Here is a 10,905-nt window from a genome sequence, read left to right on the forward strand (position 1 = left end):
CCTTTTTTCGTTTTTGACGGATTTGTGAAAGAATCGAATCAGTACTTATACCGAGGGCGTACTCGTGATAGATGCGCAGGGTTTTCGAGCCAACGTCGGCATCATCTTAAGCAATCGTCGAGGGCAGGTGTTCTGGGCCAAGCGGATCGGCCAGCAGTCGTGGCAGTTCCCCCAGGGCGGCATTCATGAGGGCGAGGACGCGCAGCAGGCACTGTTCCGCGAACTCGAAGAGGAGGTCGGTCTGCGCGCCGAGCACGTGCGCATGATCGGCTGTACGCGGCGCTGGCTGCGCTACCGGCTGCCCAAGCGTTACGTGCGACGCAACCGCCAGCCGTTGTGTATTGGTCAGAAGCAGAAATGGTTCATGCTCGAGCTGGTCGCGCCCGAGACCTGTGTTCGCTTCGATGCCACTGAAAAACCCGAGTTCGATGGCTATCGCTGGGTCGACTACTGGCAGCCTGTCAACGAAGTGGTGTTCTTCAAACGCCAGGTTTACCGCCTTGCGCTGGACGAACTGTCCTGCTGCCTGGAGGGGCGCGCACAGTAGTCGCGCCTAGTCCATGATCGCCTTCGGAGCGGTCTTGACGGCCGCTCCGAAGGCGTGTGTGCATCTCCGACAATGACAGTCTATGATGATAATGTCAGTGTTCAATGGCGTGTTACGCGCTATTGACACTCATTCTCATTCGCGTTTTACTGCGCGTCGGAGGTAAGAGCATGTACGTCTGTGTTTGTAACGCGGTGACCGACTGTCAGATACGCGATGCGTATTGCGAGGGCGCCTGCAGCATGCGCGAATTGCGCAAGCGGCTGGGTGTCGCCGGTTGTTGCGGGCGCTGCGCCCAGTGCGCGCGCGACCTGCTGGTCGAATGTCGCCAGCAGTCCGAACGGGCCGCCGCGCCGATGCGCGTGATCGAAGCCGCCGAGCTCCCCGTCGCCAGCTGAGCCGCCACGTATGCGGGTGCGTTCCTTTGTTTGTATGCCCCGGGCCGGTCGGCTAAGCTCTATGGCTGATCATTGCCGCCAGTACAGGATATCTCATGAAAGGCGACGCCAAAGTTATCGAATACCTCCAGAAGTCGCTCAAGCTCGAGCTGACTGCGATCAACCAGTACTTCCTGCATGCGCGCATGTACGAAGACATGGGTTTCTACGAGATCGGCAAGAAGGAATACCAGGAGTCGATCGAGGAGATGCAGCACGCGGACCGCTTCATCAAGCGGATCCTGTTCCTGAACGGGCTGCCTAATCTTCAGGACCTCGGCAAGCTGCGCATCGGCGAGAATCCCAAGGAGATGCTGGAGTGTGATCTGGCGGCTGAATACGAAGGTCACGCTTATTACAAGGAAGCGATCGGCTACTGTGAGCAGGCCGGCGATTACGTCACGCGCGAACTGTTCGCCGAGATTCTTGCCGACGAAGAAGAGCATATCGATTTCATCGAAACCCAGCTCGATATGATCAAGCACATGGGTGAACAGAACTACAACCAGTCGCAGATCGGCGTGGACATCAACCAGACGCCGGATACCGGCGAATAGCCGAGTTCAGCGACGCATCGCCCCGTATAGTATTAAGGCCCCGCCGGAGGGATTCCGGCGGGGCCTTTTTCATGGGCGGATCGGTTGCGTCAGAATGGTTTGACGATGGCCAGTATGACGATCAACACCAGAAAGACCGTGGGGACTTCGTTCATCAGCCGGAAATAGCCGGCGCTGCCCTTGTTCCGCTGCTCGCGGAATTTCTTGACCTGGACCTGGCACCAACCGTGGTAGCCGATCAGTCCGAGGACCAGCAGCAGCTTGACGTGCATCCAGCCATTGTTGGCCATCCAGGCGCTGCCGTAGCCGACCAGCAGCCAGACGCCGAAACCGATCGTCGCCGCGGCGCCGATCGACATCAGGATGCCCAGCCGGCGCTCCATTACGCAAAAGCGTGTATGGCCCGCTTCGTCGTGGGTATCGGCGTGGTAGACGAACAGTCGCGGCAGATAGAACAGCCCGGCGAACCAGGTCACCATGGCGATGACATGAAAGGCTTTGACCCAAAGCAGCATCTTCAACTCCAGCGTAATGCGATGCGTCGGCTCGACGCACGAAACCAGCGCGTATTGTACCGGCGCGGCTTCGGCCCGGCCCGCGTCAAGGGCGATAGCTGCCGTCGACCGCTTCGCGCGTCAGCACACCGTAGGTGATGGTTCGTCCGCCGGCGCTGCTGCGTTCGACGATCAGGGCATCGGCCTCGTTGCGGCTGATCTGATCGAACGCTTCCTGCAGACTCGCGCGCACGTGAATCGGATAGGCGTCGGCGCGCCGGCCCGGAATCTCCATCAGGTCGATCTCGCTCACATCGGCGTTGTCCTCCTGATTGAGAAAACGCGCGACATCCCCCGGCCGCATCAGGCTGGCACGGTTCTCGCCCGCGCGGATGAGCAGCCAGTCGATATTGTTCTCAAGAATCTCGGCGATCGTGGCCCGATCGATCCGGCGCTCGACGATGCGAAAGCGACGGTTCATCGACGACAGCACGCTCGCGCGGCGCAGGTATTGCGAGATCGGGTCGTTACGGTAGTCGAGGCCGCGCCGGCGCAGCAGCAGCCGGAACAGGGAATCAGCGACCGCGATACGGCGCGAGACCACGAGCGCGGCAATGACGACCAGCATGCCGGGCAGTACGAGCCCGGTCTGGCCGGATAGCTCCAGTATCACCACCAGGGCAGACAGCGGCGCCTGCAGAACGGCGCCCATCATGGCGCCGATACCCAGCAGTGCATACAGCCCGGTGTCGGTCGCATGGCCCGGCAGCATCAATGCCCCGAGCGAGCCCAGCGCGCTGCCGAGCGTCGAGCCGATGACGAAGGTGGGCAGGATCACGCCGCCGGGAATGGCCGCGGCCGTCGCAAAACTGGTCGCCAGCAGTTTGGCCAGCCCGATGCCCAGCGCCATCCAGATGGCGAACTGGCCGGCCAATGATGCGTTCACGGTATCGAAGCCCAGGCCCATCACCTGTGGGAACACGATCGCGAGTATCGCGGTGACCATCCCCGCGAGCGCGATACGCAGGCTGACGCGTATCGGCGCGAGCAACGGCACGAGCGCACCACACAGGCGTGTGAAACCGGCGCCGGCCACGCCCAGCACGGCGCCCACGAACGCAAGATAGGGCAGTTCGACGGTCGAAAAGCCGGAGTACTCGGTCAGCAGACGTGGATGCACGTCGGTGAGCGTGAAGGTCACCAGCGAGCCGGTCACGGCCGCCAGGATGATCGGCGCGAAGCCGGCGATGGTGTATTCCATCATCACCACTTCCATGGCGAAGATGACCGCGGCCAGCGGCGTGTTGAACGACGCGGCGATGCCGGCCGCCGCCCCGCAGCCGACCAGCGTGCGTACGCTGTTGGTCGGCAGGTCCAGCTGTCGGCCGAGCCAGCTGCCGGTGGCAGCACCGGTATGCGCGGCCACGCCCTCGCGGCCCACCGACTGGCCGGTCGCCAGCGCCAGCGCCGACATCGTGAACTCCGCGATGGCCGCTTTGACCGGCAGCACGCCCTGGTAGTACACCAGCCGCTCGATGATATGCACGATGCCGTACTCGGCCGACTTGAGAACCCATTCGACGATCAGCCCGAGCAGCAGGGCACCGAGGATGGGCACGGCCAGGCGAAAGGTCAGGCTGGTCTCGACGAAGCTGCCGCCGTGCGCGCCGAACAATTCGAACAACGGATCCTGCAGCGTATGGATCGCGGTATGCAGTGCCAGGATCACCAGACCGCACAGTCCGCCGGTGGCCGCGCCGAGCAGGCAGAGCAGACTCAGGCCGGGCGTGTTCTCGACGTCGGCCATCTGCTGGCGCAGACCATCCAGACGGCTCTGCCAGGCTTCGCGCAGCGTACGGCCGCGTGCGGGTCTAACAGCCATGGCGAAGACGTGCGAGCAAGAGCGCCGATCCGAAGCGAAATGAGAACTGCCGCGTGCGCTGGCACGCATCGTGGCGTCGCGCGCGTTATTATGCGCGGTTTCCACAGGCTTTGACAGTTGCCCATCATGAGCGAAAGACAACGCATCGGTATCGTAGGCGGCACGGGATACGGCGGTACGGAGCTGCTACGACTGCTCAGCGCACACCCGGACGCCGAGATCGTGGCCGTGACGTCGCGCGGAGACGCCGGCATGCCGGTCGCCGAGGCCTGTCCGCAGTTGCGCGGCATCGTCGATCTGGACTTCGTCGCGCCGAGTGCCGAATCGCTGGCCGATTGCGACGTGGTGTTCTTTGCCACGCCCCATGCCGCGGCCATGCACGACGTGCCGGCTCTGCTCGATGCGGGCAAGCGGGTGATCGATCTGTCGGCCGACTTCCGGATCCGTGACGCCGACCTGTGGGCCCGCTGGTACGGGGTCGATCATGCGTGCCCGGCGCTTATCGAACGCGCGGTCTACGGTTTGCCGGAACTCAATCGCGGCGCGATCGCAGCGGCGGATCTGGTGGCCTGCCCGGGCTGCTATCCGACCGCCATCATTCTCGGCTTCAAGCCGCTCATCGATGCCGGTGTGGTCAATATCGACCACCTGATCGCAGATGCGAAGACCGGTGTCTCGGGCGCGGGCAAGAGCCTCAAGCCCGGTTTCCTGTTCGCGGAGATGCACGACTCGTTCAAGGCCTATGGCGTGGCCGGTCATCGACACCTGCCCGAGATTCGCCAGATACTCGGCGACTTGGCGCGCACTGACGTGGGGCTGACATTCGTGCCGCATCTGGTACCCATGATCCGCGGCATTCACGCGACCCTGTACGCACAGATGGCCAGTCAGACCGATCTTCAGGTGCTCTACGAGCAGGCCTATGCCGCCGAGCCGTTCGTCGATGTGCTGACTCCGGGCGCAACTCCCGAGACACGTCACGTACGCGGCGCCAACATGTGTCGGATTGCTGTCCATCGCCCCGGAGACGGTGGAACGGCGGTGGTGCTGTCGGTGATCGACAATCTGGTCAAGGGCGCGGCCGGCCAGGCGGTCCAGTGTTTCAACCTGATGATCGGCGCGCCCGAAACCCGCGCACTGGAAGCGCCGGCGGCGTTGCCTTAGGTCACGCCGCGCGATTTTTGGGGCAATCGGTGGACTTGAATACGCGCAGGTTGCACCGATGTCCTATGATAGTTGAACCGGGTCGATGACCGGGCCACTGGAATCTGGACGCTTATGAGTACCGCAACACAATCCGCATACGACGATCAGGCTGCGCTGGTGTTCACCGACGCCGCTGCGATCAAGGTCAAGGAGCTGCTTGAAGATGAGGACAACGACGCGCTCAAGCTGCGCGTGTTCGTCTCGGGCGGGGGCTGTTCGGGTTTCCAGTATGGCTTCACCTTCGACGAGAATATCGAGGACGGCGATACCCTGATCGAAAAGCAGGGCGTGACTCTGCTGGTCGATCCGATGAGCGTGCTCTACCTGACCGGCGCCGAAATCGACTTCTCCGACGGCGTGGAAGGCGCGCAATTCGTCATTCGCAATCCCAACGCGACGACGACCTGTGGCTGCGGAAACTCCTTCGCCGTGTAAGCGCGCGCTTCCGCCCTCGTAAGGGGCAATTCGCTGCCGGCGAATGGGGTGGGCAACCAGGCATCAGGTTTGCCGTATAAACGGTGTGCAGCGCGCCGGAGTTCGTCAGCTGCAACCCCAACGCCACGACCACCCTCAGTGGCGGTGGCAACGCCCATGGCGGCAGTTCATGCGGCGCTGAATCGTCGGCTGTCGGCGGTTATAAGAACAACGTTATCGCGGTCAAGCCACGTGCTGATGGTGCAGGGCATGACGCCATGCCGGCTGCTTGTCCGCGGGTAGTACTGACGCGGGCCATCGCGGCGCCCGCCACTGCGCGTTTCGTGGTGTGCTAAGAGGCCGAAGTTGTCAGTGGCACAGCGGCAACGCCGGTACCCGTTTCATGTCGACGCGCCTGTGGGCACGCTCGGCCGCGGCTACCGGATCAGCCCGCTCGGGGTCGACGTCGGCGCGGCACAGGCGCTGCGGTAGAGCGCTCCCAACGGCACCGGGCGGTCAGCACCGGTCACGCTCGGCACGTTGCCACTGCGGCCCTGTAACGTGCGCATGGCCAGCCACGCGAATGCCACGGCTTCAACCCAGTCCGAGTCGAGTCCGTATTCGTCGGTCCGTCCGATAGGCCGCGGTGCGAGGTGGTGTGCGAGCCGCCGACATAGTTCGGCGTTACGGGCGCCGCCGCCGCAGAGCAACAGCTGCTCCTTTCCCGGCCCGTAGCGGTCGATGGCTTGCGCGATGCTCGCCGCAGAAAATTCGCACAAGGTGGCCTGCACGTCTGCGGGACGTGGTGGGCGGGCAAGGCTGTCAATCTGTGCCCGCAACCAGTCGAGATTGAAATACTCCCGGCCGGTGCTCTTGGGTGCGGCGCGATCCAGGTACGGATCGGCCATCATCTGGCCCAGAAGGCCGTCGTGGACATGTCCGCTGGCCGCCCATTCACCATCGGCGTCCAGGTCCCGCTTGAGATGGCTGGAAATCCAGGCATCCATCAGGGCGTTGCCCGGGCCGGTGTCCAGGCCCAGCACCCGATCGGTCCGGTCAATGGCGTTAGCTGGCAGCACCGTGATATTGGCGATGCCGCCGATGTTGATGACGATGCGTGCCTGGTCGCTGGCGGCGAACAGGCTGTGGTGAAAGGCGGGTACCAGGGGCGCGCCCTGGCCGCCGGCTGCCATGTCGCTGTTGCGAAAATCGGCGACGACGTTGCAACCGGTCCTGGCCGCGACCAGGCTGGGCGAGCCGAGCTGCAAACTGAACGGGTACGGCGCGTTCGGCTCGTGGCGCACCGTCTGTCCATGGCTGCCGATCGCCGCCACATCGGTCGGGCGCAGATTGGCCTTGGACATGACCTCGCGCGCCGCCTGTGCAAACCACTCTCCGACTCGCTGGTCTAGTTCGCCGAACTTGCTCAGGGAAACGCCGGCTACCTGCTGGGACAGATGCAGCAGGTCTGCGCGCAGCTTGGTTTCAGGCGGCTGGGCATGGGTCGCCAGGATGTCGGGTCGGCCGGCGTGGTCGAAATGCACAGCCACGGCATCCGCCGCATCGACGCTTGTGCCCGACATCAGCCCGATGTAGCAGCGCTGGCTCATGAGACAGGCCTCGGCGGAGAGAAAAATATCAGGCCTGCGCTCGCAGGACGTACCGCCCGGCCTTGCGTGCGGTGCCCGATGGCATCAGGCACGCACGGATTCAGTTCGATGCCGCCTCCGCGGTGGAGTCGGTCTCGGCGCGTGCGATCTCGGTATGCGACAGGGTATCGAGTTGGGCGACCAGTGGCGCGGTCTGCTGCCGGAAATCCGGGAGATATTTCTTCGGCAGAGGCATCGCCTTGGGCAGGGCAATCGTCTCCGGATCCTTGGGCGCGCCGTCGACGCGGAATTCGTAGTGCAGATGCGGGCCGGTCGCCAGACCGGTCATGCCCACATAGCCGATAATGTCGCCCTGATGGACCCGGCTGCCTACACCCACGCCCCGTGCGAAGCCGGACAGGTGTCCGTAGCGGGTCGATAGGTGCGTATCGTGCTTGATGATTACCATGTTTCCGTACCCGCCGCGACGTCCACGAAACACGATGCGGCCGTTGCCCGTGGCCTTGACCGGCGTGCCCGTCGGCGCGGCGTAGTCGGTGCCCTCATGCCGGCGGATGCGGTTGAGGATGGGGTGCTTGCGAGACAGGTTGAAGCCCGAGCTGATACGGGTGTAGTCGACCGGGGTGCGGATGAAGGCTTTCTTCATCGCATGACCGTCGGGCGAATAATACGCGGTTTCGGTATCCGAGCCGCCGGTATAGCGTACCGCACGCACGTCACGCCCGCGGTTGCTGAAGGCTGCGGCGAGGATGTCGCCGTCGCCGACTTTCTCGCCTTCGCGGAATAGTTCGTCGTAGACGACGATGAAGCGATCGCCCGGGCGGATGTCGAGCGCGAAGTCGATGTCCCAGCCGAATATCGTGGCCAGCTTCATGATCTGGCTGTCGCTCAGGCCGGCCTCGAGTGCATCGACATAGAAGCTCGTATCGATCACGCCGCTGGCATAGGCCTTGCGGTGTTCGACGTCGGTGAGCACTACGTCGGCCGCGAAACCATCTCCATCCGGGCGCACTTCCAGCGTGTGCATGGCATCGATCGGGTATTGCAGCGCCTTTATATTGCCAGCGTGGTCAGCCTGTACGCGCAATACGTCGCCGGCCCGCAGACCGCGCGTAAACCGTCGCCCATGTTCTTCGATATGTGCGATCTTGAGCGAGTCGCTGTACGACAGGCCATGCCGACTGAAAGCGATGGACAGCGTGTCGCCGCTCTCGATCGGTACCTCCTGCCAGGCCCGCGCCTCGCTGCCCTGGGCCAGCGGCCGGCTGTCGTCGTCCAGCAACTCGATCGACCCCGGGATATGTTCGGACGCCACACGCGTGTTCTGTACGGTCTCGGCGTCATCAATGACCCGGTTAGGGTCAAGTGGGGCGACAGGGACCGCGGAGGCCCCGGATTGCTGCTCGTTCAGAGCAATATCGGCCTCGGAGAGTTCGGCGACGGAGGTCGGCTTATCCTCGGTGCTGGATACCGCGTCGACCACCGGCTGTTGGGCTGTGCCTTGGTCGTCCGTACGCCTGACCACGACCGGCGGGGCGGTCGTCGAGCGCGGTATACCGGTGCCGGGCGATTCTGCGACCGCGTGATTATCGACGTGGGTGCCGGATGGTGACTCAGAGGGTTGCGTGCCCGTAAGTACCGTGGTGGTGTCGATTGCTTCCGGCGCCGTGGTCAGCCAGGCGGCGCCGCCCAGAAGCGGAATGGCAAGGAGTAGTGCGAGCCGACGCAGCCGGGAGCCGGAGCGCGGCCGCTCGTGCAGCCACAGATAATCACTGTCGATCTTGCCCATAGATAACGTGCTGTGCGGTGCCGAAGCGGATGTCGTGATCTATGGTCGGCCCCTGTTCCGACCATAAATATCAGGATAAAAAAGCATAAACGCGGATGCTTGGCAAGTCGCGAGACGCTAGACTATTGGCGCAATCAGCGGACCGTACAACGATTTTGGAGCGGGCAATCGATGCAGGATATATGGGCAGAGGTCGAACGCGGCTGTCACGAGATCATTCCGTCGGACCCGTTCCGCGAGCGGCTCGAGCTTGCCGGGCGGTCCGGCGAGCGCCTGGTCATCAAGGCCGGTTTCGATCCGACCGCGCCCGATTTGCACCTGGGGCACACCGTTCTGCTCAACAAGATGCGTCTGTTCCAGGATCTGGGGCACGACGTGGTGTTCCTGATCGGTGATTTCACCGGGCGCATCGGTGATCCGACCGGAAAGAACGTCACCCGCCAACCGCTCGACGAGGCGCAGGTCGCGGCCAATGCGGCGACGTATGAGGCACAGATCTACAAGGTATTGGATCCCGCGCGCACGCGCGTGGTCTTGAATTCCTCCTGGCTCAATCAATTGTCCAGTGCCGACATGATCAAGCTAGCAGCCACGCACACGGTTGCGCGCATGCTTGAGCGAGACGACTTCCACAAGCGTTATCACGCCAATCAGCCGATTGCGATCCACGAGTTCCTGTATCCGTTGATTCAAGGCTACGACTCCGTCGCGTTGAACGCCGACCTCGAGCTCGGCGGTACCGACCAGAAGTTCAACCTGCTGATGGGGCGCCATCTGCAACAGGTCTATGGGCAGGCGCCGCAGGCGGTCCTCACCATGCCGCTGCTGGAGGGCCTCGACGGCGTGCAGAAAATGTCCAAATCGCTGGACAACTACATCGGCATCGACGAGCCGCCCAACGAACAGTACGGCAAGCTCATGTCCATTTCCGACGAGTTGATGTGGCGCTACTTCGAGTTGTTGTCGTTCAAGCCGGTGGCCCAGATCGAAGCCTACCGGGCCGAGGTGGCGGAGGGCGCCAACCCACGCGACCTCAAATACCGTCTGGCCGACGAAATCGTCGCTCGCTTTCACGGGGCGGGGGCTGCGCAGGCGGCACACCAGGCGTTCGTGGCCCGTTTTAGCCAGGGCGCGGTTCCGGAGGACGTCGCGTTGCAGGAGCTCGCGGTAAGCGACAACGGACTCCAGACCGCTGCCTTGCTCAGTGCGGTCGGGCTGACCCAGAGCAATGGTGAAGGGATGCGGCTGATCAAGCAGGGTGCCGTCCGGGTGGATGGCCAACGAATCGAGGATCCGGCAGCGGTGTTCAATGCCGGCGGAGAGCATCTGATCCAGGTCGGAAAGCGTCGAATCGCGCGCGTACGGCTGACCGAAGGCTCCTGAGTCCAGCCGAAAAGCCCGTCATGACAGGCTTCGCGAATTTATTTCAAAATAATTGCAGAAATTCGTTGACAGGCTGGCGCGGAAGTCTAGAATACGCCCTCTCGCAACGGTGCGGGTCGCAAAAAACCCCCGGGTTGGACGCGGCAAGCACTCGCCTCGCGGCGTAGGGCATCAGGCGTTAATCGGCTGATTGATCTTGTTGGAGTGGCAGTGCCAAGTAACGGTTTGTTAACGTTATTTGGCAGGTTTCGATCACAGGCGGAGCAATCCGCTATGGAAGTCGGAACCGGGTCAAAATGATCCCTGGCAACTTTTTTAAAATGATTTAAAAAAGTTGTTGACACTCTCGCAAATCGGCGTATAGTACGCCGCTCTCGCAACGAGATGAACGGAAAGCGGCATACGCTGGAAGTCAAGTTGCAGATCTTTAACAACTTGTAAGTGACTTGTGTGGGTGCTCCCTTGGGATGGCGAAAGCCAAGCCCTAATAGAGCATCCAAAAGCAAACGCTTAGGATGACTCATTATATGACTTCGGTCATATACCAGTTGAGAAGTAATTAAACTGGAGAGTTTGATCCTGGCTC

10 protein-coding genes and 1 rRNA gene (1 of these 11 running past the window's edge) are annotated in these 10,905 nt (G+C 62.6%); 7 read left to right on the top strand and 4 right to left on the bottom strand.

The window, feature by feature from the left end:
• Positions 1–64: 64 nt before the first annotated feature.
• From T31B1_RS04405 to bfr, 3 genes are all read left to right on the top strand, one after another.
• Positions 65–547 (top strand): RNA pyrophosphohydrolase, encoded by a 483-nt coding sequence (locus T31B1_RS04405; protein ID WP_353248239.1) that lies wholly within the window; start codon positions 65–67, stop codon positions 545–547.
• Positions 548–717: 170 nt separating this feature from the next.
• Complete coding sequence (locus T31B1_RS04410) at positions 718–945, top strand: (2Fe-2S)-binding protein (protein WP_353248240.1); 228 nt, start codon at positions 718–720, stop codon at positions 943–945.
• Positions 946–1,040: 95 nt separating this feature from the next.
• Complete coding sequence (gene bfr / locus T31B1_RS04415; protein ID WP_353248241.1) at positions 1,041–1,541, top strand: bacterioferritin; 501 nt, start codon at positions 1,041–1,043, stop codon at positions 1,539–1,541.
• A gap of 89 nt (positions 1,542–1,630) precedes the next feature.
• Here bfr and T31B1_RS04420 read toward each other — a convergent pair whose 3' ends face one another.
• Entirely contained in the window at positions 1,631–2,056 is a 426-nt protein-coding gene (locus T31B1_RS04420; RefSeq protein ID WP_353248242.1) for a CopD family protein, read from the bottom strand.
• 85 nt (positions 2,057–2,141) lie between these two features.
• Positions 2,142–3,917 (bottom strand): chloride channel protein, encoded by a 1,776-nt coding sequence (locus T31B1_RS04425; protein WP_353248243.1) that lies wholly within the window; start codon positions 3,915–3,917, stop codon positions 2,142–2,144.
• A gap of 126 nt (positions 3,918–4,043) precedes the next feature.
• Between T31B1_RS04425 and argC the strand changes: the two genes are divergently transcribed.
• Together argC and erpA are read left to right on the top strand one after the other, a co-directional pair.
• Positions 4,044–5,081, top strand: a complete 1,038-nt coding sequence (argC, locus tag T31B1_RS04430; protein WP_353248244.1) for an N-acetyl-gamma-glutamyl-phosphate reductase — start codon at positions 4,044–4,046, stop codon at positions 5,079–5,081.
• Between the two features lie 114 nt (positions 5,082–5,195).
• Positions 5,196–5,558 carry an iron-sulfur cluster insertion protein ErpA gene (erpA, locus tag T31B1_RS04435; RefSeq protein ID WP_353248245.1) on the top strand — a complete coding sequence of 121 codons (363 nt, stop codon included), beginning with the start codon at positions 5,196–5,198 and terminating at the stop codon, positions 5,556–5,558.
• 416 nt (positions 5,559–5,974) lie between these two features.
• On the opposite strand, the gene T31B1_RS04440 is transcribed toward erpA, so the two are convergent.
• Positions 5,975–7,147, bottom strand: a complete 1,173-nt coding sequence (locus T31B1_RS04440; protein WP_353248246.1) for an anhydro-N-acetylmuramic acid kinase — start codon at positions 7,145–7,147, stop codon at positions 5,975–5,977.
• 100 nt (positions 7,148–7,247) lie between these two features.
• Entirely contained in the window at positions 7,248–8,936 is a 1,689-nt protein-coding gene (locus T31B1_RS04445; protein WP_353248247.1) for an OapA family protein, read from the bottom strand.
• Positions 8,937–9,107: 171 nt separating this feature from the next.
• Here T31B1_RS04445 and tyrS point away from each other — a divergent pair, with 171 nt between their 5' ends.
• Both tyrS and T31B1_RS04455 read left to right on the top strand, forming a co-directional pair.
• Positions 9,108–10,319 (top strand): tyrosine--tRNA ligase, encoded by a 1,212-nt coding sequence (tyrS, locus tag T31B1_RS04450; protein ID WP_353248747.1) that lies wholly within the window; start codon positions 9,108–9,110, stop codon positions 10,317–10,319.
• 561 nt (positions 10,320–10,880) lie between these two features.
• Positions 10,881–10,905: ribosomal RNA gene (locus T31B1_RS04455) — 16S ribosomal RNA — on the top strand; it runs 1,514 nt beyond the window's last position.

It is taken from the genome of Salinisphaera sp. T31B1 (assembly GCF_040361275.1).
GTDB lineage: Bacteria > Pseudomonadota > Gammaproteobacteria > Nevskiales > Salinisphaeraceae > Salinisphaera.

Excerpts from the sequence above, each read along its gene's own strand:
- T31B1_RS04410 (WP_353248240.1), top strand. The coding sequence starts at position 718 with ATGTACGTCTGTGTTTGTAACGCGGTGACCGACTGTCAGATACGCGAT.
- bfr (WP_353248241.1), top strand. The coding sequence starts at position 1,041 with ATGAAAGGCGACGCCAAAGTTATCGAATACCTCCAGAAGTCGCTCAAG.
- T31B1_RS04420 (WP_353248242.1), bottom strand. The coding sequence starts at position 2,056 with ATGCTGCTTTGGGTCAAAGCCTTTCATGTCATCGCCATGGTGACCTGG.
- T31B1_RS04425 (WP_353248243.1), bottom strand. The coding sequence starts at position 3,917 with ATGGCTGTTAGACCCGCACGCGGCCGTACGCTGCGCGAAGCCTGGCAG.
- argC (WP_353248244.1), top strand. The coding sequence starts at position 4,044 with ATGAGCGAAAGACAACGCATCGGTATCGTAGGCGGCACGGGATACGGC.
- erpA (WP_353248245.1), top strand. The coding sequence starts at position 5,196 with ATGAGTACCGCAACACAATCCGCATACGACGATCAGGCTGCGCTGGTG.
- T31B1_RS04440 (WP_353248246.1), bottom strand. The coding sequence starts at position 7,147 with ATGAGCCAGCGCTGCTACATCGGGCTGATGTCGGGCACAAGCGTCGAT.
- T31B1_RS04445 (WP_353248247.1), bottom strand. The coding sequence starts at position 8,936 with ATGGGCAAGATCGACAGTGATTATCTGTGGCTGCACGAGCGGCCGCGC.
- tyrS (WP_353248747.1), top strand. The coding sequence starts at position 9,108 with ATGCAGGATATATGGGCAGAGGTCGAACGCGGCTGTCACGAGATCATT.